Annotated in this window: 18 protein-coding genes; 5 read left to right on the top strand and 13 right to left on the bottom strand. The window is 72.8% G+C overall.

The genetic code is table 11. The annotated features are described in order from the left end of the window. Window positions 1-132: 132 nt before the first annotated feature. The gene (locus ACIRF8_RS04730) at window positions 133-1,251 is read right to left on the bottom strand and encodes a carbohydrate kinase family protein (RefSeq protein WP_404210817.1); all 1,119 of its coding nucleotides are present in this window, start codon (window positions 1,249-1,251) and stop codon (window positions 133-135) included. A 254-nt stretch (window positions 1,252-1,505) separates the two neighbouring features. Then, window positions 1,506-2,801 (bottom strand): glucarate dehydratase family protein, encoded by a 1,296-nt coding sequence (locus tag ACIRF8_RS04725; protein ID WP_404212281.1) that lies wholly within the window; start codon window positions 2,799-2,801, stop codon window positions 1,506-1,508. 111 nt (window positions 2,802-2,912) lie between these two features. Between ACIRF8_RS04725 and ACIRF8_RS04720 the strand changes: the two genes are divergently transcribed. Together ACIRF8_RS04720 and ACIRF8_RS04715 are read left to right on the top strand one after the other, a co-directional pair. Further along, the gene (locus tag ACIRF8_RS04720) at window positions 2,913-3,728 is read left to right on the top strand and encodes an IclR family transcriptional regulator (RefSeq protein ID WP_404210815.1); all 816 of its coding nucleotides are present in this window, start codon (window positions 2,913-2,915) and stop codon (window positions 3,726-3,728) included. A gap of 235 nt (window positions 3,729-3,963) precedes the next feature. After that, on the top strand, window positions 3,964-5,307 hold the full coding sequence (locus tag ACIRF8_RS04715) for an MFS transporter (RefSeq protein WP_404210813.1): 1,344 nt from the start codon (window positions 3,964-3,966) through the stop codon (window positions 5,305-5,307). Here the strand turns inward: ACIRF8_RS04715 and ACIRF8_RS04710 are convergent. From ACIRF8_RS04710 to hrcA, 9 genes are all read right to left on the bottom strand, one after another. After that, on the bottom strand, window positions 5,259-6,290 hold the full coding sequence (locus ACIRF8_RS04710) for an adenosine deaminase (protein ID WP_404210811.1): 1,032 nt from the start codon (window positions 6,288-6,290) through the stop codon (window positions 5,259-5,261). The genes ACIRF8_RS04715 and ACIRF8_RS04710 overlap by 49 nt on opposite strands. A gap of 28 nt (window positions 6,291-6,318) precedes the next feature. Continuing rightward, complete coding sequence (locus tag ACIRF8_RS04705) at window positions 6,319-7,227, bottom strand: ribonuclease Z (protein WP_404210809.1); 909 nt, start codon at window positions 7,225-7,227, stop codon at window positions 6,319-6,321. Between the two features lie 6 nt (window positions 7,228-7,233). Then, window positions 7,234-7,587: a histidine triad nucleotide-binding protein gene (locus tag ACIRF8_RS04700; RefSeq protein ID WP_404210807.1), complete on the bottom strand. Its 354-nt coding sequence runs from the start codon at window positions 7,585-7,587 to the stop codon at window positions 7,234-7,236. Window positions 7,588-7,687: 100 nt separating this feature from the next. Next, window positions 7,688-10,909: a S41 family peptidase gene (locus ACIRF8_RS04695; protein ID WP_404210805.1), complete on the bottom strand. Its 3,222-nt coding sequence runs from the start codon at window positions 10,907-10,909 to the stop codon at window positions 7,688-7,690. 45 nt (window positions 10,910-10,954) lie between these two features. Next, window positions 10,955-11,527, bottom strand: coding sequence for a hypothetical protein (locus tag ACIRF8_RS04690; RefSeq protein ID WP_404210803.1), 573 nt, complete (start codon window positions 11,525-11,527; stop codon window positions 10,955-10,957). Window positions 11,528-11,583: 56 nt separating this feature from the next. Beyond that, window positions 11,584-12,330: a 16S rRNA (uracil(1498)-N(3))-methyltransferase gene (locus ACIRF8_RS04685; RefSeq protein ID WP_404210801.1), complete on the bottom strand. Its 747-nt coding sequence runs from the start codon at window positions 12,328-12,330 to the stop codon at window positions 11,584-11,586. After that, window positions 12,327-13,400: a nitronate monooxygenase gene (locus ACIRF8_RS04680; protein WP_404210799.1), complete on the bottom strand. Its 1,074-nt coding sequence runs from the start codon at window positions 13,398-13,400 to the stop codon at window positions 12,327-12,329. The genes ACIRF8_RS04685 and ACIRF8_RS04680 overlap by 4 nt, the downstream gene beginning before the upstream one ends. Window positions 13,401-13,490: 90 nt before the next feature. Beyond that, a complete protein-coding gene (dnaJ, locus tag ACIRF8_RS04675) occupies window positions 13,491-14,627 on the bottom strand; it encodes a molecular chaperone DnaJ (RefSeq protein ID WP_404210797.1) in 1,137 nt (378 codons plus the stop codon). Next, the gene (hrcA, locus tag ACIRF8_RS04670) at window positions 14,628-15,644 is read right to left on the bottom strand and encodes a heat-inducible transcriptional repressor HrcA (protein ID WP_404210795.1); all 1,017 of its coding nucleotides are present in this window, start codon (window positions 15,642-15,644) and stop codon (window positions 14,628-14,630) included. It abuts the gene before it with no gap. Window positions 15,645-15,782: 138 nt separating this feature from the next. Here hrcA and ACIRF8_RS04665 point away from each other — a divergent pair, with 138 nt between their 5' ends. Together ACIRF8_RS04665 and ACIRF8_RS04660 are read left to right on the top strand one after the other, a co-directional pair. Then, window positions 15,783-16,550 (top strand): MBL fold metallo-hydrolase, encoded by a 768-nt coding sequence (locus ACIRF8_RS04665; RefSeq protein ID WP_404210793.1) that lies wholly within the window; start codon window positions 15,783-15,785, stop codon window positions 16,548-16,550. A 34-nt stretch (window positions 16,551-16,584) separates the two neighbouring features. Further along, a complete protein-coding gene (locus ACIRF8_RS04660) occupies window positions 16,585-17,409 on the top strand; it encodes a DUF3097 domain-containing protein (protein ID WP_404210791.1) in 825 nt (274 codons plus the stop codon). Between the two features lie 113 nt (window positions 17,410-17,522). Here the strand turns inward: ACIRF8_RS04660 and hemW are convergent, their stop codons facing one another. Next, window positions 17,523-18,755 (bottom strand): radical SAM family heme chaperone HemW, encoded by a 1,233-nt coding sequence (gene hemW, locus ACIRF8_RS04655; RefSeq protein ID WP_404210789.1) that lies wholly within the window; start codon window positions 18,753-18,755, stop codon window positions 17,523-17,525. A 27-nt stretch (window positions 18,756-18,782) separates the two neighbouring features. Continuing rightward, window positions 18,783-20,744, bottom strand: a complete 1,962-nt coding sequence (locus tag ACIRF8_RS04650) for a SpoIIE family protein phosphatase (RefSeq protein WP_404210787.1) — start codon at window positions 20,742-20,744, stop codon at window positions 18,783-18,785. Window positions 20,745-20,869: 125 nt separating this feature from the next. Here ACIRF8_RS04650 and ACIRF8_RS04645 point away from each other — a divergent pair, with 125 nt between their 5' ends. Next, window positions 20,870-25,012, top strand: coding sequence for a HAMP domain-containing protein (locus ACIRF8_RS04645; protein ID WP_404210785.1), 4,143 nt, complete (start codon window positions 20,870-20,872; stop codon window positions 25,010-25,012). Window position 25,013 lies beyond the last annotated feature (1 nt).

Genomic DNA, 25,013 nt, shown 5'->3' with positions numbered 1-25,013 from the left:
CGCCTTCCAGCGTACGACGCCCCGCTGACATCCCCGAAGTGTTTTCGCGCCGCCTCCTCACCCCGGGGCTCCGCCCCGCACCCCGCTCCTCAATCAGACGCACACCGGACGACCACCCTCCCTTCCGGCGGTTCAGAGAGAGCCGCCCCCGAAGCCGATCGTCGGTACGGCCCGTCGCAAGGGCCAGGGGCGCGCGGCCTCCGGCAGCAGTGGCTCCAGGAAGGCGTATCGCTCCAGCGCCGCGGGATCCTGCTGCCCGCGCTCCTCGTACGCGTGGATCTGCCGCCACCACGCCGCGACCTCCGACCACCCGGGCGCCGACAACGACCCGCCGAACTCCTGCACGGACAGCGCCGCCGTGAGCCCCGCGAACGCCAGCCGGTCGGCGAGCGGCCATCCCGCGAGCGTGCCGGTCACGAACCCGGCCACGAAGACGTCCCCCGCGCCGGTCGGGTCGAGCGCCGCCACCTCGATGGCCGGCACGGACGCGGTCTCCCCGGTCCGCCCGTCCACGGCGTACGCCCCCTCCGCCCCCAAGGTCACCACGGCCAGCGGCACGTACTCCGTGAGGGCGTGCGCCGCCGCCCGCGGGCACGACGTACGGGTGTACCGCATGGCTTCCTCGGCGTTGGGCAGGAACGCCTCGCACTGCGTGAGGTCCCCGAGCGCGGCGAGGTCCCATCGTCCGGTCTCGTCCCAGCCGACGTCGGCGAAGATGCGGGTCCCCTGACGCGCCGCCTCGCCGACCCAGGGCGCCTCCACGCCGGGGGCGAGCGAGGCCACGGCGGCCCGCGCGGGTGGCGGGCAGCGGGGCGCGGGCTCCTGCGGCGGCGGCTCGTGCCCGTGGCTCACCATGGTGCGTTCGCCTTCGTACGCCATGGAGACGGTGACGGGCGAGTGCCAGCCGGGGACGGTCCGCGAGTGGCTCAGGTCGATGCCCTCGCCGCGCGCCAGCGTGTCCCAGCAGTACGCGCCGTAGTGGTCGTCACCGAAGGCGGCGGCCAGCGATGTGCGAAGGCCGAGCCGGGCGAGCGCCGCCGCCATGTTGGCGACGCCGCCGGGGCTCGATCCCATGCCGCGGGCCCACGACTCGGTGCCGCGCACGGGCGCGCTGTCGAGCCCGGTGAAGACGATGTCGAGGAAGACGGTGCCGGTGAGGTAGACGTCGCAGGCCGGGTCCCCGGGCGCGCGGAGCGCCGCGAGAGGGTCCGTGTGGGCCGGTTCGGTGGGGGCCGGTTCGGGGTGGGTCACGTCCTTCTCCCTCAGTGGTACGGGTCCGGACAGTGTGCATGAGCGGGGCCCGTACCACGGAGGTTGCCATCAGTCGTTCACGTGGCGGCGGCCTCAGGCCCGGCGATCACCGGCGCGCGCCCGATGGCGGCGAGGCCGACGGGGCCGACGAGGCCGCCCTCGGTGGAGCCGGTGGCGTCCTCGATGCGGACCCGAGCGGCTCCGGTCGTGGGCAGGAGGGGGCGCGAGTGGGGCGGTGGGGGCGGTGGGGGTGGTCACCAGCGCGGTACGGACGGTGTGACCCAGTCGGGGTCCAGGACCCGCATGGCGGCGGCGTCGTCGCGGTCGCGCAGGGCGGCGTAGTCGTCGTCGAGCCAGCGCCGGTGCAGCGCCGCCAGCTTGTCGCGGTCGAGGGTGACGCCGAGGCCGGGCGCGTCGGGGACGGCGACCCGTCCGCCGTCGAACGTCAGCCGCTCGGTGAGCACGTCCTCGGACTGCCACGGGTAGTGGGAGTCGCAGGCGTGGTGCAGGTTGGGCACGGTGGACGCGACGTGTGTCATGGCGGCGAGGCTGATGCCCAGGTGGGTGTTGGAGTGCATGGAGATGCCGACGCCGAAGGTGCGGCAGAGCGCGGCGAGTCGCTGCGTGTTGCGCAGGCCGCCCCAGTAGTGGTGGTCGGAGAGGACGACCTGGACGGCGCCGGTCGTGAACGCCTCGGGTATCTCGGCGAAGGTGGTCACGCACATGTTGGTGGCGAGCGGGACACCGGTCCTGGCGGCGACCTCGGCCATGGCGGGGGTGCCGAGCGCCGGGTCCTCCAGGTACTCCAGTACGTCACCGAGTTCGGCGGCGACCTTGAGCGAGGTCTCCACGGACCAGGCGCCGTTGGGGTCCAGGCGCAGGGGTTTGCCGGGGAAGGCCTCGGCGAGCGCGCGGATCGCCGCGATCTCCTCGTCCGGCGCGAAGCAGCCGCCCTTGAGCTTGAAGGACTCGAAGCCGTGGCGCTCGTGGAAGAGGCGGGCCTGCGCGACGACCCCGGCGGGGTCGAGCGCGGCGCCCCAGTCGTCCTGCTCGGCGGCGACGCCCTCGGGGTGGGCGCCGTACTTGTAGAAGAGGTAGGCGCTGTATTCGACGGAGTCGCGGAGCTTGCCGCCGAGCAGGGCGTGGACGGGCAGGCCGAGCGCTTTGCCGAGGGCGTCGAGGCAGGCCACCTCGAAGCCGGAGACGACGGACAGGCGGAGTTTGTCGGCGGTCTGGACGCCGCGCAGGCCGCCGACGTCGACCTGGTTCCGGATGCGTGTGTCGTCGACGGAGACCTGGTCGGCGATGGTGAACAGGCCGTTCAGGTCCGAGACGTGACGGCCCTTCAGCTTCTCCGCGAAGGGGCGGGCGAGTTCCAGGTACTTGGCGTCGCCGTAGGTCTCGCCGACGCCGGTGACGCCGTCGGCGGTGACCACCTCGACGATGAGCCGGGGCGTGTACGGCTGGTGCACGCCCTGGGTGTTCAGCAGGGGCGGGTCGGCGACGAGGATCGGGGTGAGGCGCACCTCGGCGATGGTCAGATCGGTCACTGCTGTCACTACCGTCTCCGTACGTAGATGCCATCCACAGATGTAGATGGAGGTTAGATACGCGGACGAAGACCGTCAATGCCCCCGCGACGCCCCGCTTACGATCTCCCCATGCCGGACCAGCACCCAGAGCAGCAGAGCGCGCCGCCCCGCGACGGCGTCCGCGAGGTGAAGTCGGCGGCCCGCACCGTCGACCTGCTCGAAGTGCTGGCAGCCCGCGGCGACCGCCCGGCCCGCCTCCAGGAGCTCGCCGACGAACTGGCCGTGCCGCGCAGCTCCATGTACGCGCTGCTCCAGACGCTCGTCGCGCGCGGCTGGGTCCGCACCGACGCCACCGGCTCCCTCTACGGCATCGGCATCCACGCCCTGCTGACCGGCACCAGCTATCTCGACACCGACCCGTACGTACGGACCGCGCGCCCGCACCTCGACGAGGCGTCCGAGGCGCTGGGCGAGACGATCCACCTGGGCCGCCTCGACGGCTTCGACGTGGCCTACCTGGCGACCCGTGAGTCGCACGAGTACCTGCGCACGATCAGCAGGGTCGGCCGCCGGCTGCCCGCGCACGTCGGCGCCCTCGGCAAGGCGCTGCTCGCGGAGCGCCCCGACGCGCAGCTCCCGCCCGGCCCCTATCCCCGGATCACCGGCAACACGCACACCACCCGCGAAGCGCTCGCCGCCGATCTCGCGCTGACCCGCGCCCGCGGCTACGCGATCGACCGCGAGGAGGGCGTCACCGGCATCGTCGGCTTCGGTTTCGCCCTGCGCTACGCGGCCCCGGCACACGACGCGGTGAGCTGTTCGGTGCCGGTCGCGCGGCTGACCGCGGAGCACGAGGAGCGGATCGTGGCGGTGCTGCGGGAGACCCGCGCGCGCATCGAGACGGCCGCCCGCCGAGGCCCCGCGGGCACCCCCGACTGGCGCTGATCCGGCGCCGAAACGCACCACGGCTACCCGGCCGAGGAACCCCCAAACCGGATGTGCCGCAGGTCACATGGCCCTGGCTTCTGTGGGGACCCCGCGGCTTGATACAAATTGGCCGCGCCCCGACGTCCCCGGTTCGGTCCCGTTCGCAAAGACGTCGCGCCCCCAACCCCCTTTCCTCACCACCCCCTTGCCCAAAACAGCGTCCAAGGCCGGGGGTCCGTCTTCAGGAACGCCCGTGTCTTCGCGCACCCCGCGGCCCGCGCTCACCGCCCTCTTCACGGCCGGTTACCTCGCCGCCTATCTGCTTCCCACGCTCGTCGGCCGGCTCGCCGACAGCCTGCGGCTTTCCCCCACCCAGGCCGGTCTGGCCGGCAGCGCGCTCCTGTTGAGCTCGGCCACCGCCGGCTTCAGTCTCGCGGCCCGCGTCGAACGGCTCGGCCCCCGTAAGGCCGCCCGCGCCGGGCTCCTCCTCGCCGCCGTCGGCTACGGCACGGCGGCGCTGTCCTCCTCCGTCCCCCTGGTCGTCGCGGGTGCGATGATCGGCGGCTTCGGCTCGGGCACGGCGACCGCCGTCGCCGCCACCGGGATCGCCGCCCAGAAGGACCCGCACCGCGCGTCCACCCTCGGTCTGCTCAGCGTCTCGGCGCTCGCGGGCGCCCTCTATCTGACGATCCCCCGCCTCAGCCCGTCGGGGCACGCCCTGCCGTTCGCCGCGCTCGCCGTCACCGCGCTCGCCGTCTGGCCCGCCACGCGCCGGTTCGCCGACCCGGCGGGGCCCGACAACAGTCCCGCGCGGGCCGCCTCGGCTCTCAAGACGCCGCTGCCCCACGCCCGTTCGGGCGCGGCCCTGGCCGCGGTCATCGTCGTCTGGTCGATGGCGCAGAACTCCCTGTGGGGCGTCAGCAGCAGCATCGGCACGGTCCAGGCCGGGCTCAGCGAGGTCACTGTAGGCAGCGTGTTCGCGGTGGCGCTCGGCGCGGGTCTGCTCGGTGTGATCGGCGCGGGCGCGCTCGGCACCCGCGTGGACCGCGCCCTGCCGATCGGCGCGGGCACGGCGGCCATCGCCTGCTGCATCGCGCTCAGCGCCCGCGCCGACGGTCTCGGCACCTTCGCGTCGGGCGAGATCGCCTGGAACACCCTCTACCCGGTGGTGCTCTCCTACCTGCTGGGCCTCGCCGCCTCCCTCGACCCGCGCGGTCGCTGGGCGGTCCTGGTCGGCTCGGCATCCTCGCTCGGCACAGCCTGCGGCCCGCTGGTCGGCAGCTCGCTCGCGCAGGGCGTCGGCTACCCGGCGATGGGCGCGGCGCTGGCCACCACGCTGCTCCTGCTCGCGGTGCCGCTGACCGCGGTGGCCCTGCACACCGGGGGCCGCCCGCTCTTCGCGGGTGCGGCGCGGCGCCGCAGCGGCGCCCCCGTCGGCGCGATCGTGCCGCCGTCGGGCCTGCTGGAGCAGCCGGTCGTGGAGATCTTCCCGCTTGAGGTGCCCGCCGTCGCCGCGGAGGCGTTCACGACGGCGGGCCCGGACGGGGTTCAGCCCGAGATGTCGTCCAGCGGGTACGCCTCGACCTCGGCGAGGTAGCGGGCGCGCCGCGCCTCGTCCTCCTCGCTGCCGTCGAGGAACGACGCCACGAACGAGTTGCGGGCGAGCTCCCGCAGCCGTTCGTGGTCCACGGCCAGCGCCTCGTGCACGGCGTGGAACGTGTCGCCCGCGTAGCCGCCGAAGTAGGCCGGGTCGTCGGAGTTGACGGTGCAGAGCAGCCCGGCGTCCATCATGGCGACGAGCGGGTGCTCCTCCAGTACGTCGATGGCGCGCAGCCGCACGTTCGACAGCGGGCAGAGCGTCAGCGGGATCCGGTCGCGGACGAGGCGCGCGACGAGTTCCGGGTCCTCCATCGAGCGCAGCCCGTGGTCGACGCGCTCGACGCCGAGGATGTCCAGCACCTCCCAGACATACGACGGGTCGCCCTCCTCGCCCGCGTGCGCGACCTTGCGAAGGCCGAGCGCGCCCGCGGCCTCGTAGACGTCGCGGAACTTCGAGGCGGGGTTGCCGACCTCGGCCGAGTCGAGCCCGACGCCCACGATGTGGTCCAGGTAGGGCTTCGCGGCCTCCAGCGTCTCCATCGCCGACTCGGCGGACAGGTCGCGCAGGAAGCACATGATGAGCTTGGTGGAGACGCCGTGCCGCTCCTCGCTGCGCGCGAGCGCTCGCCCGAGGCCCTCGATCACGGTGCCGATGTCGACACCGCGCGCCGTGTGGGCCTGCGGGTCGAAGAAGATCTCGGCGTGCCGCACGCCCTGCTCGGCGGCGCGGGCCAGGTAGGCGTCGGCGAGCGCCTCGAAGTCGTCCTGTGTGACGAGGACGGCCATGAGCTCGTAGTACAGGTTCAGGAAGGACTGGAGGTCGTCGAAGAGGTACGCCTTGCGCAGCGCCTCGGTGTCGGCGTACGGCAGGGTGATGCCGTTGCGGTCGGCGAGAGCGAAGGCCAGCTCGGGTTCGAGGGTGCCTTCGATGTGCAGGTGCAGCTCGGCCTTGGGGATGCGAGCGAGTGGTGCGAGGGACATCAGAGCATCGTACGCAGCGTGCGGGGCGTCAGCGGCGTTTGGGCACCGGCACGCGGTCGAGGTCGCGGGCGACCGTCAGCTCGCCCTCGAATCCGGCGGCCCGCGCCTGTCGCGCGAACTCCTCCGGGTCGCCGTAGCGCTGGCTGAAGTGGGTGAGCACGAGGTGGCGCACGTCCCCGTCGCGGGCGACACGCGCGGCCTGCCCGGCGGTCAGGTGCCCGTGGTCGGCGGCGAGTTGCCGGTCCTCGTCCAGGAACGTCGACTCGATGACGAGCAGATCGCAGCCCTCGGCCAGTTCGGTCACCCCTGCGCACAACCGGGTGTCCATGACGAACGCGACACGCTGCCCGCGCCGCACCTCGCTGACGTCGTCGAGGGTGACCCCGCCGATCCTGCCCTCGCGCTGGAGCCGGCCCACATCGGGCCCGGCGATGCCGTGCGCGGCGAGCCGTTCGGGCAGCATGCGGCGCCCGTCCGGCTCGACGAGGCGGTATCCGTACGACTCCACGGGGTGCGAGAGCCTGCGCGCCTCCAGGCGGTAGGCGGGCGTGTCGGCGAGCACCGCACCCTCCCCGGCGACCGGCTCCTCGGCGATGTCGACGGTCTCCCGGTAGGCGGTGGCGTACCGCAGCCGGTCGAAGAACCGCTGCCCGGACGCCGGGTAGTGGGCGGTCACCGGATGCGGTACGCGGTCCAGGTTGATGCGCTGGACGACACCGGCGAGCCCGAGGGAGTGGTCGCCGTGGAAGTGGGTGACGCAGATCCGGTTGAGGTCGTGCGCGGCGACCCCTGCGCGCAGCATCTGGCGCTGGGTGCCCTCGCCGGGGTCGAAGAGGATGCCTTCGGCGTCCCAGCGCAGCAGGTAGCCGTTGTGGTTGCGGTGGCGCGTCGGCACCTGGCTCGCGGTGCCGAGCACGACGAATTCACGGACGGACACGCCGGGTCAGCCGGGGGGCCACTGGAGGCCGCGGCCCCCGAGGACGTGCAGGTGGGCGTGGAAGACGGTCTGGCCCGCGCCGCTGCCCGTGTTGAACACCAGGCGGTAGCTGTCCAGCTTCTCCTCGGCGGCGATCTCGCCGGCCTCGCGCAGCACGTCCGCGGCGATCTCCGGTTCGGCGGCGGCCAGGGAGGCGGCGTCCGGGTGGTGGACGCGCGGGATGACCAGGATGTGGGTGGGCGCCTGCGGGTTGATGTCCCGGAACGCGACCGTGGTCGGGGTCTCGCGGACGAGGGTGGCGGGCACGTCCCCCGCGACGATCTTGCAGAACAGGCAGTCGGCCTGCGGTTCGCCGGTCACGTCGGGTCTCCTTTGCGGGGGCGTCTTCCGTACGGCGGCATCGTATCGATCAACCCCGCGGGCGGGGTACCGGCGGGCGCCGGTACCCCGGCCTCCGGTGCTACGGCAGCACCGGTGGCACCTTCGCCGGGTTCTCGTCCAGCGCGGCCAGCGCGATCCGTACCGCCTCGTCCAGTTGCGGGTCCCGGCCCGCGGCCGCGTCCTGGGGCGTGGCCACCACCTCCACGTCGGGGTCGACGCCGTGGTTCTCCAGCCCCCAGCCGTGCCCCTCCATCCAGGTCGCGTACTTCGGCTGCGTCACCAGCGTCCCGTCCACGAGGCGGTAGCGGCTGTCGATCCCGATGACGCCGCCCCAGGTGCGGACGCCCACCACGGGTCCGATGCCGAGCGCCTTGATCGCCGCGTTGACGATGTCGCCGTCGGACCCGGAGAACTCGTCGGCGACGGCGACGACGGGGCCCCGCGGCGCGTCCATCGGGTAGCTGAACGGGCGGCTGCCGCGCGGGACGTCCCAGCCGACGACGCGCCGCGCCAGTTTCTCGACGACGAGCTGCGAGGTGTGTCCGCCGCGGTTCTCGCGGACGTCCACGATCAGGCCCTCGCGGGCGACCTCCGTGGCCAGGTCGCGGTGGATCTGCGCCCAGCCGGGCGCCTGCATGTCGGGGACGTGGAGATAGCCGAGCCGGCCGCCCGACCTCTCGTGGACGTACGCGCGCCGGTCCGCGACCCAGGCGTGGTAGCGCAGCGGCTCCTCGTCGGCGACCGGCACCACGACCACGTGCCGCGGCTCGCCGCCCCCGGCGGGCGAGACGGTCAGCTCGACCGGCTTGTCGGCGGTGCCGACGAGCAGCGGCCCCGGCCCGGTCACCGGGTCGACGGGCCGCCCGCCCACCGCCACGATCGCGTCCCCGGCGCGTACCGCGACGCCCGGTGCGGTGAGCGGGGAGCGGGCGCGCGGGTCGGACGTCTCCGAGGGCAGGATGCGGTCGACGCGCCATCGCGGCGTTCCGTGGGGGCCGTCCTCGTGGCGGGAGATGTCGGCGCCGAGCAGGCCCTGGCGGCGTGCGGGGGCGCCGCCCCGGCCGGCGGGGACGACGTAGGCGTGGGAGGTGCCGAGTTCGCCCTGCACCTCCCAGAGCAGGTCGACGAGGTCGTCGTGGGTGGTGACGCGGTCGAGCAGCGGCCGGTAGCGCTCCAGGACGCCGGTCCAGTCGACGCCGTTCATGTCGGGGCGCCAGAAGTTGTCGCGCATGAGGCGGCCGGTCTCGTCGTACATCTGCCGCCACTCGGCGGCCGGGTCGACGCGCTGGCTGACGCGGGCCAGGTCGACGGTGATGTTGGTGTCGCTGTCGTCGTCGTGGGCCGGGCGCCGGTCGCTCGGTACGACCTTCAGCACCTCGCCGGTCCACAGCAGGACCCGCTTGCCGTCGCCGGTGACCTCGAAGTGACCGGCATCGGCGCCGAGTTCCTCCAGGCGCTGCTGGGCGAGGTCGTAGCGTTCGAGCCGGGTCTTCGGCTCGGGGTCGTTGCGGTCGGCCCGTGCGTCGCCGAGGACGCCGCGCACCGGGTGCCGCAGCCACAGCACGCCGTCCTTGGCGGCCCGCAGCGTCGAGTACCGGGCGGCCTCGACGGGAAAGGGCACGATGCGGTCGGCGAGCCCTTCCAGGTCGACGCGGGTGGCGGGTGTGCCCTCGCTGTCGGGTGTCTCGGCGCCGGGGGCGTCCGCCGGTTCGAAGGGCCGCCCGTGCCGCTGCGGCCCGAAGGGTGACGGGGTCGTCGCGGCCAGGACGAGCAGATGCGGGCGTGCGCCGCTGACGAACGCCAGGTCGAAGGCGTGCTCGTCGTAGACGGGGTCGAAGGAGCGGGCCGACAGGAACGCCAGGTGCTTGCCGTCGAGGGTGAACGCGGGCGCGTAGTCCCGGAAGCGCAGCGGGGTCGCCTCGGTGACGGCGAGGTCGGCGGTGTTGGCGAGCTTGAGCTGCCGCAGCCCGTGCGGGCCGGGGTGCGACCAGGCGAGCCACGCCGAGTCGGGCGAGAAGGTGAGTCCGCTCGCTTGCCCGTCCTCGCTGCTGTCCACTTCGCGTACGTCGCCGCTGTCCCGTTCGACGAGCAGGACCCGGCCGTCGTGCGAGGCGACGGCGACCCGGCCGCCGTCCGGCGCGACGGTGAGCCCGAGCACCCGGCCGAGCCGTCCGGCGCCGAGCCGGCGGGGTGTGCCGCCGGGCACGGCCCCGGTGGCGGGGGCGAACTCCAGCGCGTCATCGCCCTCGGCGTCGGTCGCCCACACGACGTGTTCCTCACCGTCGACGCGGAACGTGTGCGGGAGCCTGGCCCGTACGCCGGGCTCGGCGGCGAGCGCGCGGGCGGGTCCCGCGCGGTGGGTCACCCAGTGCACGGCGCCGCGCACGGCGATCGCGCTGCCGCGGCCGGTGTGGTCGGGCGAGGCGGCCCCGAACCAGTGCGCGGCGTGGAGGGGCCACGGCCGCAATTGGGTGCGCGGCCCGCCGAGCCGTACGTCCAGGGGGCGCGGTCCGGCTGTCTCCAGGTCGTCGACGACGTGGAGTTCACCGGCGCTCGCGTACACGACGCGGGTTCCGTCGGTGGCGGCGTGCCGGGCGTAGAACGCGTCCTCGACCGGTGTGTGCCGGCGCAGTCCCGCCCCGTCGGCGCGGGACGAGTAAAGCGCCCCGACCCCCTCGTGGTCGGAGAGGAACGCGATCCGCTGCCCCACCCACAGCGGGCACTCGATGTTGCCGTCGAGGTCTTCGTGCAGCCGGACGAAGTCGCCGTCGCCGTCCCGGTCGATCCACAGCTTCCCCGCCGTGCCGCCCCGGTACCGCTTCCACCAGGCGGCCTCCCGTCCCATCGGCGCGGACAGCAGCAGCACCGCGGCGTCCGGCCCGTGCGCGACGCCGCCGACGGGCCCGTAGGGCAGGAGTTCGGCGGGGCCGCCGTCGAGCGGCAGGGCCCAGGCCCAGCTCCGGCGCAGCGTGGCCTGGCCGTGGGTGCTGGTGGCGAGGACCCGCCCGTCGGGTGTCCAGCCGCGGACGGTGGTGGTCCAGCTCCCCCAGTACGTCAGCCGGTCGGCGGCCCCGCCGTCGAGCGGGGCGACATGCACCTCGGGGGCGCCGTCGCGCCGTGACGTCCAGGCGACGGTCGAGCCGTCCGGGGAGATCCGTGGGTGGCTGACGGGTACGTTGTCGGCACTGACGCGCCAGGCTCGGCCGCCGTCGAGGGGTGCGGCCCACACGTCGTCCTCGGCGGTGAAGACCACCGAGTCGCCGTGCGGGTGCGGGAACCGGAGGTAGGCAGGGTTCGTCACCCCGTCCACCTTAAATTCGCGGCGTGCCGCGCGTCAGCCCTCGCGTCATTTCCCCTCGAAGCAGGAGCAGTTGGGGTCGGGTTCGCGGACGGTGACGGTCTCGGTCACGGTGCGGGTGGCGCCGGGCTGCGGTTCCTGGTGCGCGGGTTCCTCGGGCGGGGGCGCGGGCGGGTACGTGGTGGTGTTCGTCGCCGCGCAGTTGCCGAGGACCTGGACGCGGAACCAGACCTTGTTGTCGACCCGGGCGATCACGTCGCCGCGCACGCACTTGTCGGGCACGACCCCGTACACCTGCCCCTTGACGGTGATGTCCTTGCCGTCCTTGGTCTTGCCCCGGCAGTCCACGCTCACCTCGCTGGGTGAGGAGCTGCTGGGCGTGGAGCTTGTGCTGTAGGTGCCGGTGCAGCTCAGCCAGGCGACCTCGGCGTGGGTCCGGGTCAGCTCCTGGGTGGCCTGGCTGTCGGTGGTGGCGGCGACCGTGACCGTGTTCAGCTCGCCGTCGACCGGCTGGCACGCGACCGCGCCGGTGACCACGAGGGCCGCGACACCGCCCGCTGCCAGCACCCGCGAGGTGCGCGACCTTCGCAATTGCCTGCTGATCCGTCGCAATTCCCCCATGCCCGGCAGGATGCCACTCTCTTCACCGGCCCGGTAGAGCGCTTGCGGCCAGAGTGTCAGCCCCAGCGGCCGGTGCGGCCCAGCAGCAGGGCCACCGCCGCCGTCCCCGCCGTCGACGTCCGCAGCACGCTGCGCCCGAGCCGGAACGCCCGGGCCCCGGCCGCCTCGAACACCTCCAGCTCCTGCGGTGACACCCCGCCCTCGGGCCCGACGACCAGCACGATCTCCCCGCTCGTGGGGAGCTTCGCGGAGGCCAGGGCGGCGCTGGGCGCGTCACGGTCCTCGTGCAGCACCACGGCGAGGTCCGCCGCGGCGAGCAGCGCCGCGACCTCCTTCGTGGACGCCGCCTGCGCGATCTCGGGGAAGCGGACCCGGCGCGACTGCTTGCCCGCCTCGCGCGCGGTGGCCCGCCACTTGGCCAGGGCCTTGGTGCCGCGCTCACCGCGCCACTGCGTGATGCACCGCGCGGCGGCCCACGGCACGATCGCGTCGACGCCCGTCTCGGTCATGGTCTCCACGGCGAGTTCACCGCGATCGCCCTTGGGCAGGGCCTGCACCACGGTGATCCGGGGCTGCTCGGGCTCCTCGACGCGGGCCGGTCCGGCCTCGACGACCAGCCGGTCCTTGCCCTCGGCCGCGGTGACGACCGCCTCGCTCCACGCCCCGCGCCCGTCCGTCAGCACCAGGGCCTCCCCGGCCCGCAGCCGCTTCACGGAGACGGCGTGCCGCCCCTCGGCCCCGTCCAGGACGTAGGTGCGGTCGTCCGGCACCGGGCCGTCGACCACGAACACCGGCGCGGTCACGCGGCACCGCCCTGGGCGAGCGCGGCCTTGGCGGCGAGGAGTTCGGCGGCGAGGACCTCGACGAGCTGCCCGGCCGGCAGCTCCCGGGCGAGCCGGTGCCCCTGCCCCGCCCACAACGCCATGGCCTGCGGATCACCGGCCTTGGCGGCGGCCTTGCGGATCGGCGACGTCATGTGGTGCACCTCCGGGTACGCGGCGGGCGCGTACGGCCCGTGCTCGCGCATGAAGCGGTTGACGAGCCCGCGCGCGGGCCGCCCCGAGAAGGCCCGGGTCAGCTCCGTCCGGGTGAACAGCGGATCGGTCATGGCCTGTTTGTGCGGTGCGGGCGCGCCCGACTCGGGTGTCACGAGGAACGCCGTGCCGAGCTGGGCGAGATCGGCCCCGGCGGCGAGCACGGCGGCGATCTGGGCGCCCCGCATGATCCCGCCCGCCGCGATGATGGGCAGCTCCACCGCTTCCCGTACCTGGGCGATCAGCGCGAGGAGGCCGACGCCGCTGCCGTCGGCCTCGGGGTTGTCGCGGTGCGTGCCCTGGTGGCCGCCGGCCTCGATGCCCTGGACGCAGACGGCGTCGGCGCCGGAGCGCCGGGCGGCGAGCGCCTCCTCCACGGTCGTCACGGTGACGGCGGTGCGGGTGCCCACGCCGCGCAGCGCCTCGGTCACCTCGCGCGTGGGGCAGCCGAAGGTGAAGGAGACCAGGGGGACCGGGTCGTCGAGAAGGATGGCGAGCTTGGCGTCGTACCCGTCGTCGCGTCCGCTGTCGGGGTCGCCGAGCCGCGTCTGGTACCACCCGGCCTCACCGGCGAGCTGATGGCGGTAGACGTCGACCGCGGCCGGGTCCGCGTGCTCGGGCTGCGGCATGAACAGGTTGACGCCGAACGGCCGCCCGGTCAGCCCCCGCACCTGCTTGATCTCCTGGTACATCCCGTCGGCCGTCTTGTACCCGGCGGCGAGGAACCCGAGCCCGCCCGACTCGGACACGGCGGCCACGAGTTCGGGGCAGGACGCGCCCCCCGCCATGGGGGCCTGCACGATCGGACAGGGGCAGAGATCGGTCACCGCGGAGGACATACCGGCATCGTGCCACGGAGTCCCCGGACGACCGAATCGCCGCGAAGGGGCCCGGGAAGACCCCGGACCCCTTCGCGGCGACCTACGGGCTCACCGCCCGTTGAACGCGTCCTTCAGCCGTGAGAACAGGCCCTGCTGGCCGGGCTGGAACTGCCCCGTGGGCCGCTCCTCCCCGCGCAGCTTCGCCAGCTCCCGCAACAGCCGCTCCTGCTCGGGGTCGAGCTTCTGCGGCGTCAGCACCTCGACGTGCACGATGAGGTCGCCGCGACCGCCGCCGCGCAGGTGCGTGATGCCGCGCCCGTGCAGCGGGACCGACTGCCCGGACTGGGTGCCGGGCCGGATGTCGACCTCCTCCATGCCGTCGAGCGTCTCCAGCGGCACCTTCGTGCCGAGGGACGCCGCCGTCATCGGGATGGTCACGGTGCAGTGCAGGTCGTCGCCGCGCCGCTGGAAGACGGGGTGCGGCAGCTCGTGGATCTCCACGTACAGGTCACCGGCGGGGCCGCCGCCGGGGCCGACCTCACCCTCGCCCGCGAGCTGGATCCGCGTCCCGTTGTCCACACCGGCCGGGATCTTCACCGTCAGTGTGCGCCGCGACCGGATGCGGCCGTCACCGGCGCACTCGGGGCACGGCGTCGGCACGACGGTGCCGAAGCCCTGGCACTGCGGGCACGGCCGGCTCGTCATGACCTGGCCGAGGAAGGACCGGGTGACCTGCGAGACCTCACCGCGCCCGCGACACATGTCGCAGGTCTGCGCGGAGGTCCCTGGGGCCGCGCCCTCGCCGCTGCACGTCGTGCAGACGACGGCCGTGTCGACCTGGATGTCCTTGGTGGTGCCGAAGGCGGCCTCGTCCAGCTCGATCTCCAGCCGGATCATGGCGTCCTGGCCGCGGCGCGTACGCGACCGGGGGCCACGCTGCGACGCGGTCCCGAAGAACGCGTCCATGATGTCCGAGAAGTTCCCGAAGCCACCGGCTCCGAAGCCGCCCGCGCCGCCCCCGCCGGAACCCGAGAGGGGGTCACCGCCGAGGTCGTAGACCTGCTTCTTCTGCGGGTCGGAGAGCACCTCGTAGGCGGCGTTGATCTCCTTGAACCGCTCCTGCGTCTTCGGGTCCGGATTCACGTCCGGGTGAAGCTCACGGGCCAGCCTGCGGAAGGCCTTCTTGATCTCGTCCTGGGAAGCGTCGCGGCGCACGCCGAGTACGGCGTAGTAGTCCGTGGCCACTTACGACTCCGCCAGGATCTGTCCGACGTAACGTGCCACTGCGCGTACTGCTCCCATCGTTCCCGGGTAATCCATGCGGGTCGGTCCGACCACGCCGAGCTTGGCGACTGCCTCGCCGCCCGAACCGTAGCCGACCGACACGACGGACGTGGAGTTGAGTCCCTCGTGGGCGTTCTCGTGACCGATCCGTACGGCCATGCCCGAATCACCCACCTCACCAAGCAACTTGAGGAGCACGACCTGCTCCTCAAGGGCCTCGAGGACGGGCCGGATGGTGAGGGGAAAGTCATGCCCGAAGCGGGTGAGATTGGCGGTTCCGCCGATCATCAGCCGCTCCTCGGTCTCCTCGACGAGCGTCTCCAGAAGGGTGGAGAGCACCGTCGAGACCGTGCCGCGATCCTCCGTCTCGAAGGCCTCCGGCAGGTCCTGCACCAACTGCGGTACGTCGGTGAACCGGCGCCCCGCCACGCGCGCGTTGAGCCGCGCCCGCAGGTCGGCCAGGGACGCCTCACCGAACGGCGCCGGACAGTCGATCATCCGCTGCTCGACGCGCCCGGTGTCCGTGATCAGGACGAGCATGAGCCGGGCGGGCGCGAGCGCGAGCAGTTCGACATGGCGCACGGTCGACCGCGTGAGGGACGGGTACTGGACGACCGCGACCTGCCGTGTGAGCTGCGCGAGCAGCCGCACGGTACGTCCGACGACGTCGTCGAGGTCGACGGCGCCCTCCAGGAAGTTCTGGATGGCGCGCCGCTCGGGCGCGGTCATCGGCTTCACCGCGGTGAGCTTGTCGACGAAGAGGCGGTACCCCTTGTCGGTGGGGATGCGCCCGGCACTGGTGTGCGGCTGGGCGATGAACCCCTCGTCCTCCAGGGCAGCCATGTCGTTGCGCACCGTCGCCGGTGAGACGCCCAGGCTGTGCCGCTCGGTCAGCGCCTTGGAACCGACCGGCTCCTCGGTGCCGACGTAGTCCTGGACGATGGCGCGCAGCACTTCGAGCCTGCGTTCACTGAGCATCGGCGCACACCTCCAGCAACTGTCCCGCTGCGATCGATCTTTCTCGTTTTGGCACTCGCTGCGCGCGAGTGCCAATCGTCCCCGGCTCAGTGTACGGCCGGTGGGTACGGACCCGGCAAGGCCGCTAGCGTCAGCCCCATGAAAAGCGGGACGAACGCGCGGAGCTCGGCGGGTATCGACTGGAAGTCGGCGTTTTGGGAGGAGCTGGCGCCCCGGGTGGGGCGGGTGCGGCTGCCCGGCTGGGACTGCACGACGGGGCTCGTCGTGGGCGAGGACGCCGCCCTGCTGATCGACACGGGATCCTCACTTCGGGAGGGCGTCCGGCTGCGGCAGGACACCCGTCGCCTCCTGGGCGCGCACGGACGTGTGACGCACGTCGCACTCACCCATCCGCACTTCGACCACGTCTTCGGGACGGCGGCGTTCGCCGGCGTCGAGAGCTACGGGGCCGCGGGCATCGACACCGTGTTCGCGCAGGGCGCCGACGCGCTCCGCGCCGACGCCGTGCGGCACGGCCTCGACCCCGATCTGGCGGCCGAGGCGGCGGACCTCCTCGTCGTCCCGCGCCATCGCGTCTGCGGCGAGCGCACGCTGGACCTGGGCGGCGGCGTCCAGGTGCTGCTCGCCAACGTCGGGCCCGCCCACAGCGGCCACGACCTCGCGGTCCTGGTCTCCGAACCCTCCCCGGGCCCGGAGATCGTCTTCTGCGGCGACCTGGTCGAGGAATCGGGCGAACCCCAGGCGGGACCGGACGCGGCCGGGCGGCGGTGGCCCGCGGCGCTCGACCGGCTGCTCTCCCTCGGCGGCGAGGACGCCTGTTACGTACCGGGGCACGGTTCGACGGTGAATGCGGAGTTCGTCCGCGAGCAACGCGCCACACTGGCGGCCCGCTTCGGCGTGTCGTAGGACCGGCGAGGACGCTTCTCCTATCGTCAGCCGAATGCGCCAGTACACCCCCGACCTCACTCCCCCCTGGAAGCGGAACAAGCCCGCGCCCGAGATCCCGGCCGAGCCGGACCTCGTCGTGGAGGAGGTCAGCACGGGCTTCTGCGGCGCGGTCGTCCGCGTCGAGAAGACGGCGCAGGGCCCGACGGTGACCCTGGAGGACCGCTTCGGCAAGCACCGCGCGTTCCCGATGGAGCCGCGCGGCTTCCTGCTGGAGGGCAAGGTCGTCACGCTGGTACGCCCCGCCACCGGCGGCCCGGTGCGCCCCACCCGCACGGCGTCCGGCTCCCTCGCGGTCCCCGGCGCCCGCGCCCGGGTCGCGCGCGCGGGCCGCATCTACGTGGAGGGCAAGCACGACGCGCAGCTCATCGAGCGGGTCTGGGGCGACGACCTGCGCATCGAGGGTGTGGCGGTGGAGTTCCTTGAGGGTGTCGACGACCTCCCGGCGATCGTGGCGGAGTTCGCCCCGGGCCCCGACGCGCGGCTCGGCGTCCTGGTCGACCATCTGGTCCCGGGTACGAAGGAGTGGCGCATCGCGCAGTCGGTGACGAGCGAGCACGCGCTGGTGGTCGGCCACCCGTACATCGACATCTGGGAGGCGGTGAAGCCGTCCTCGCTCGGCATCGAGTCCTGGCCCCGCGTCCCGCACGGCCAGGACTGGAAGACGGGCGTGTGCCGCGCCCTCGGCTGGCGCGTGGCCAACACCGGCGAGGCGTGGCAGCACATCCTGTCCCGGGTCCACTCCTACCGCGACCTGGAGCCCGAACTCCTGGGCAGGGTCGAGGAGCTGATCGACTTCGTGACGACCCCGGAAGCCTGAGCCCCGAGAAGGACCGCCCCGCCAGGGCCGCGGGGAACCGCGCGAGCAACCACCCACGACCCGCGCGCCGGGACGGGACCGTACCCCCTACGGCGCTGCGGCGGCGGCTCCCCTCAGTCGACCAGGTCCCGGACGACCCCGTCGGCCAGCAACCGCCCCCGCAGGGTCAACACGGCCCGCCCCTCGGCGAACGGCCCAGCCTCCAGCAACCCGTCCCCGACCGCCTTCCGCGCAGCAGCGAGCCCGGCGGGCCGGAGCAACGACAACGGACACCCCTCCCGGAGCCGCAGCTCCAACAGGATCCGCTCGACCCGCCGGTCCTCGTCGGCCAGCACCTCACGCCCCGCCCCGGGTGACGTCCCGGCCGCCAGCGCGGCGGCGTACGCCCCGGGGTGCTTCACGTTCCACCAGCGCACCCCGCCGACGTGGGAGTGGGCTCCGGGCCCTGCGCCCCACCAGTCGGCCCCGCGCCAGTACAGCTCGTTGTGCAGGCAGCGGGCCGCCTCGGACGTCGCCCAGTTCGACACCTCGTACCAGTCGAACCCGGCCGCCGCCATCGCCTCGTCGGCGATCAGATACCGGTCGGCGTGCACGTCGTCGTCGGTCATCGGCACCTCGCCGCGCCGGATCCGCCGGGCGAGCTGCGTGCCCTCCTCGACGATCAGCGCGTACGCGGAGATGTGGTCCGGGCCCGCGGCGAGGGCGGCGTCCAGCGAGGCCCGCCAGTCGTCGTCGCTCTCGCCGGGCGTGCCGTAGATCAGGTCCAGGTTGACGTGCTCGAACCCGGCCGCCCGCGCCTCGGCGACGCACGCCTCGGGGCGTCCGGGCGTGTGCGTACGGTCGAGGATCTTGAGCACGTGCTGCCGGGCGCTCTGCATGCCGAACGAGACCCGGTTGAAGCCGCCGGCCCGCAGCTCCGCCAGATAGGCCGGGTCGACGGACTCCGGGTTCGCCTCGGTGGTCACCTCCGCGTCGTCCGCGAGCCCGAACTCGTCCCGGACCGCCGCCAGCATCGCCACGAGGTCGGAGGCGGCCAGCAGCGTGGGCGTACCGCCGCCGACGAACACGGTCCGCACCGGCCGCGGGTCGTCCCCGAGCACCTTGCGCGCGAGCCGGATCTCCTCGACGAGGGTCCGCGCGTAGTTGTCCCGGGAGGCGAGCACGCCGCCGGAGCCGCGCAGCTCGGTCGCCGTGTACGTGTTGAAGTCGCAGTAGCCGCAGCGCGTGGCGCAGTACGGGACGTGCAGATAGAAACCGAGGGGCCGGTCGGCGGCGCCGGCGAGCGCGGAGGCGGGCAGCGCCCCGTCGTCGGGGACGGGCTCGCCGTCGGGGAGTGCGGAAGGCATGCCCCCATTGTCCCGCCTGCCGAACCGTCACAGCGCCTGGAGGACCAGGAGCGCCAGATCGTCGTCCGGCGGAGCGTCCGCGAAGGCGTGCACCAGACGCCGGATGCGCTCGGCGAGCAACTGCGCGGTCAGTCCCGCGCACCCGGCGAGGGCCTGCGCGAGGCCGTCCCCGTCGTCGAACTGGCGGTGGCCGCAGCGCCGCTCGGTCACGCCGTCCGTGACACACAGCAGGGTGTCGCCGGTCAGCAGCTCGAACGTCTCGCTCGTGTAGTCCGGGTCGTCGACGACGCCGAGCAGCACCTGCGGTGAGGCGGCCGTGGCGACCTCGCCGCCGGGGCGCATCAACAGCGGCAGCGGATGCCCCGCGGAGGCGAGGGTGCAGACGACCCCGACCCCGTTGTCGGCCGGTGTCAGTTCGCCGTAGAGGAGGGAGAGGAAGCGGGAGCTGGAACCTTCCGGCGGGATGCCCTGGCCGCCGGCCGCGGCGAGAGCGCGGGCGGCGGCGTCGGCGGCCTCGGTGGCGTCGTCGAGCAGCAGCCGGTTGAGCCGGTCCAGGACCTGGGCGACGGGGTACCCCTCGCGGGCGAGGAGCCGCAGCCAGGGCCGGACGAGTCCGATCACGACGGCGGCCTCGGGCCCCTTGCCCTGGATGTCGCCGAGCGCGAAGCACCAGCGGCCGTCCCCGGCGGGGAAGACGTCGTAGAAGTCGCCGCCGGGGCCGCCCGCCTCCTTGGGCTCGTAGACGAGGGCGCTGCGCATGCCGGGGATCTCGGCGATGGAGGTGGGCAGCAGGCCGCGCTGGAGGATGCGGCTGATGGTGGCCTGTCGGGTGAAGCGGCGGGCCGCGCTGACGGCGAGGGCGACCCGGCGGCTGAAGTCCTCCACGAGCCCGGTGATCTCGTCGGGGAAGCGGAGCAGGTTGGCGCGGCCGATGAGCAGGACGCCGAGGCTGCGCCCGCCGACCATGAGCCGGTAGGCGAGGGCGGAGCCGCTCTGGTCGGATCCTGTGCCACCGCGGGACTCGAAGGGCCAGGGCATGGGGACGGGCGCGGTGCGGGCGGCATCGGGCAGGCGCGGTGGTTCCTTCTCCAGAATGCGCCGTAGTTCCTCGGTGCGGTTCTCGTGGGAGTGCCAGACGCGGGCGAGCCGGGGCGCGGGCATGGGGTCGGCGCCGCCCCGCAGATCGTGGTCGGCGGTGCCGGGCAGGCCGCGGCCCTCCTCGTCGTAGAACCAGATCGCGCACCAGTCGGCGAGCCGGGGCACGAGGAGCTGGCCGACGATCGCGGCGACCATGTCCTCGTCGAGCTGTCCCGCGAGGAGGTCGGAGGCCTCGGCGAGGAAGGAGAGGGCGCCGCGGTTGACCCACTCCCGGTCGTCCGACAGGCGCCCGGTGTCGGACGGGAGGAGCTCGGAGGCGCGCAGGCCGCGCTCGAGGGCGCGTACGGCGGAGTGCACGGCCGGGTCGCTCCCGACGTCCTCCAGGGCGTCCGGGACCAGCCGGGCCCACACCGTCTTGACGCCGGGCCGGTAGGTGATGCCCCACGCCTCGGCCAGCGATGCGACGAGCTGGAGGCCGCGGCCGAACTCCCGGGTCTCGGCGGAGCCGAAGTTCTGGTGGCTGCGCACGGGGCGGGCCGGGTGGTGGTCGGTGACCTCGACGACGAGCCCGGCGGGGGCGCCGTGGGCGGTCGCCTCGTCCAGGCGGCACAGCAGGTCCACGCTGGTCCCGGCGTGGACCACGGCGTTGGTGACGAGTTCGCTCAGGACGACGACCGCGTCGCCGGCCAGCCGCTCGCCGAGCCCGGCGGCGGCGGGCAGGGCCCGGTGGGTCCAGTCGGCGAGGGCCGCCTCGAGGAAGCGGCGGGCGGCCGCGGGCGCGAGGGGGTTGCCCGGCAGCGACGTGCGCACCAGGACCGGTCCCTCGTACGGATGGTCCGCTACGTCCCCGTCGCTGAAGGTGGTTTCCCGCTGGGTAGGAATGGACCCCACGTTCGGCTCCTGAGCAGTTCGGGCAAAGACGCCTCAGTCGACACGAACAGAGTGACAGACTGACCACGCTCATAAGCATCGAGTTACCGAAGCGGGCCGCAATGAGTGAGAACAATGCTATGCGTATGCATCGGAACGGGCTTGAGGGCGACGTGATCCGGCCTCCTGATCTCCGTCCCTTGCTGGCCGCTCTCTCGGCCGCCCGCGACGGCAACTTCACCCGCCTCCCCGACGGCGGGGAAGGCATGGTCGGCGAGCTGGTCGCCGTCTTCAACCAGCTCATCGACCGGAGTGTGCACTACAGCGCGGAGCTCACCCGGGTGCGCCGGGAGATCGTCCGGCACGGCCGGCTCGACGAGCGCCTGGAGGCGAGTCCGGGCCAGGGGGCGTGGGCCACCCGCATCCACGACGTGAACACGATCATCGGCGCCCTGGTCGCCCCGGCGGCCAACGCCACGCGCGTGCTCGACGCGGTGGCGGGCGGCGACCTGACGCAACGCGTCGACCTGCACGACGGCAACCGGCAGCTCCGGGGCGATCTGCGCCGTCTCGGCCGCGCCGTCAACAAGATGGTGGATCAACTGTCCCTCTTCACGGGGGAGGTGACCCGGGTGGCCCGCGAGGTCGGCACGGAGGGCCGGCTCGGTGGCCGTGCGAAGGTGCAGGGTCTGTCGGGCAGTTGGCGGGACGTGACCGAGGCGGTCAACACGATGGCGTCCCGGCTGACGGCCCAGGTGCGGGACATCGCGCTGGTGACGACGGCGGTGGCGCGGGGCGACCTGACCCGTACGGTCACGATCGAGGCGACGGGCGAACTGCTCGAACTGAAGCTGACCGTGAACACGATGGTGGACCAGCTCTCCGCCTTCGCCGACGAGGTCACCCGCGTCGCCCGCGAGGTCGGCACCGAAGGGCAGCTCGGCGGACGCGCCCAGGTCCGCGGCGTCTCCGGCGTCTGGAAGGACCTCACCGACAACGTCAACTTCATGGCGTCGAACCTGACCTCGCAGGTCCGCAACATCGCGCAGGTCACCACCGCGGTGGCCAACGGCGACCTGAGCCAGAAGATCACGGTCGACGCGCAGGGCGAGATCCTGGAACTCAAGTCGACGATCAACACGATGGTCGACCAGCTCTCCGCCTTCGCCGACGAGGTCACCCGCGTCGCCCGCGAGGTCGGCACCGAGGGGCAGCTCGGCGGACGCGCCCAGGTCCGCGGCGTCTCCGGCGTCTGGAAGGACCTCACCGACAACGTCAACTTCATGGCGGACAACCTGACCTCGCAGGTCCGCAACATCGCCCTGGTCTCCACGGCGGTGGCCCAGGGCGACCTGGGCAAGAAGATCACGGTCGAGGCGAAGGGCGAGATCCTGGAGCTCAAGTCGACGATCAACACGATGGTCGACCAGCTCTCCGCCTTCGCCGACGAGGTCACCCGCGTCGCCCGCGAGGTCGGCACCGAAGGGAACCTGGGCGGTCAGGCCCAGGTCCGCGGCGTCGCCGGCGTGTGGAACGACCTCACGGCGAACGTGAACTTCATGGCGTCGAACCTGACCTCGCAGGTCCGCAACATCGCCCAGGTCACCACCGCGGTGGCGCAGGGCGACCTCTCCAAGAAGATCTCGGTCGACGCGCGCGGCGAGATCCTGGAGCTGAAGGACACCGTCAACACGATGGTGGAGCAGTTGCGCGGCTTCGCCGACGAGGTGACGCGCGTGGCCCGCGAGGTCGGCACCGACGGGCGGCTCGGCGGTCGCGCGACGGTGCACGGCGTCTCCGGCGTCTGGAAGGACCTCACCGACAACGTCAACTACATGGCGGACAACCTGACCTCGCAGGTCCGCAACATCGCGCAGGTCGCCACGGCGGTGGCGCAGGGTGACCTCTCCAAGAAGATCGACGTCGACGCGCGCGGCGAGATCCTGGAGCTGAAGACGACCATCAACACGATGGTGGACACCCTGTCCTCCTTCTCCTCCGAGGTCACCCGCGTGGCCCGCGAGGTCGGCTCGGAGGGCCGGCTCGGCGGCCAGGCGCGCGTCGAGGGCGTCTACGGCACCTGGAAGCGCCTGACGACGAACGTGAACGAGCTGGCGTCGAACCTGACCACGCAGGTCCGCGCCATCGCCGAGGTGGCGTCCGCGGTGACCCAGGGCGACATGTCGCGCTCCATCGCGGTGGAGACGCAGGGCGAGGTCGCCGAGTTGAAGGACAACATCAACCTGATGGTGGCCAACCTCCGCGAGACGACCCGCGCGAAGGACTGGCTGGAGTCGAACCTGGCGCGGCTCGCGGCGCTGATGCAGGGCCACCGGGACCTGATGGAGGTCGCGGACCTGATCCTGCGCGAGCTGACCCCGCTGGTGAACGCGCAGTACGGCGCCTTCTTCCTGGCCGAGCCGGACGAGGGCGACACCCCGATCCGTACGTCCATCCCGACCAAGGGGCTCGCCTACATCGCGGGGTACGGATCGGCGGCGGCGCTGGTCGTGGACACCGGGGGGATGCCGGTCCACGGACTCGTACGGCAGGCGGCACTGGAGAAGAAGCGCATCCTGGTGGAGGAGGCACCGCCGGACTACATCAAGATCAACAGTGGTCTGGGGGAAGCGGCCCCGGCCTCCGTCGTCATCATCCCGATCCTCTTCGAGGACAAGCTGCTCGGCGTCATCGAGCTGGCGTCCTTCTCCCGCTTCTCCGATGTCCACCTGGCCTTCTTCGACCAGTTCGTGAACACGATCGGCGTCGCGATCAACACCATCATCGCCAACTCCCGCACCGAGTCCCTGCTCGGCGAGTCCCAGCGCCTGGCGACGCAGTTGCAGGAGCGATCGGACGAACTCCAGCGTCAGCAGGCCGAGTTGCAGCGCTCGAACGCCGAGCTGGAGGAGAAGGCGGCCCTGTTGGCGACCAGCTCCCAGTACAAGTCGGAGTTCCTGGCCAACATGTCGCACGAGCTGCGTACCCCGCTCAACTCCCTGCTCATCCTGGCGCGGTTGCTCTCCGACAACCCGGACGGCCACCTCAACGACCAGGAGGTCCAGTTCGCGACGACCATCCACCGCTCCGGCTCGGACCTGCTCCAGCTCATCAACGACATCCTCGACCTGTCGAAGATCGAGGCCGGCCGGATGGACGTACGCCCCAAGAAGCTGCCCCTCATCAAGCTGCTCGACTACGTGCACGCCACGTTCCGCCCCATCACCCTCGACCGCGGGCTCGCCTTCGAGGTGGCGGTCGGCGAGGACGTGCCGCGCGAGGTCTTCTCCGACGAGCAGCGTCTCCAGCAGATCCTGCGCAACCTCCTGTCGAACGCGATCAAGTTCACGGCGAACGGCAAGGTCGAGCTGCGGGTCAAGCGGATCAAGGACCCGGAGCGCCAGTTCGTGCGCGAGAGCGAGGACCTGATCGCCTTCGCCGTCTCCGACACGGGCATCGGCATCGCCCGCGACAAGCTGCCCGTCATCTTCGAGGCGTTCCAGCAGGCCGACGGCACCACCAACCGCAAGTACGGCGGCACGGGCCTCGGTCTCTCCATCAGCCGGGAGATCGCCGGTCTGCTCGGCGGCCGGATCATCGCCGAGAGCGAACCGGGCGAGGGTTCCACGTTCACGCTGTACGTTCCTGTGGTCCATCCCGGGCACGAGCCGGTGGCCGACACCCCGGAGGCCGATCCGGCGCCGCTGCCCCCCGCGCGCATCCCCGCGCAGGTGGACGACTCCGCGGACTCGTACACGATCCACGAGCAGGAGGACAACTGGCCGGCGCCGACGAAGCTGGAGCGGTGGAAGACCGGCCTCGCGGGCGAGGTGCTGCCGGGGCGCCGCGTGCTCATCGTCGACGACGACATCCGTAACGTCTTCGCGCTCACCCATGTGCTCGGCCGCGTCGGCATGCCCGTCCTCTACGCGGAGAACGGGCGGGAGGGCATCGAGACCCTGGAGCGCAACCCGGACATCGAGCTCGTCCTGATGGACATCATGATGCCCGAGATGGACGGCTACGAGACGATCTCCGTCATCCGCGGGACCACCCGGTGGGCGGGACTGCCCATCGTGGCCCTCACCGCGAAGGCCATGCCCGGCGACCGCGAGAAATCGATCGCCAAGGGCGCCAACGACTACGTTCCCAAACCGGTGGACGTCGACCAGTTGCTGACTGTCGTGTGCGCTCTCCTGGCCCCTGAGGGCGCCGACACGGGCGAACCCACCGCTCCGCCGAGGCAGGAGAGCGGGAACGAACCCGCCGTCCCGCCGACGATCGAATGAG

It is taken from the genome of Streptomyces sp. NPDC102406 (assembly GCF_044765725.1).
Classification (GTDB): domain Bacteria; phylum Actinomycetota; class Actinomycetes; order Streptomycetales; family Streptomycetaceae; genus Streptomyces.
Note: the sequence above shows the minus strand (reverse complement) of the source record. Positions and strands in the feature narration are given on the sequence as shown.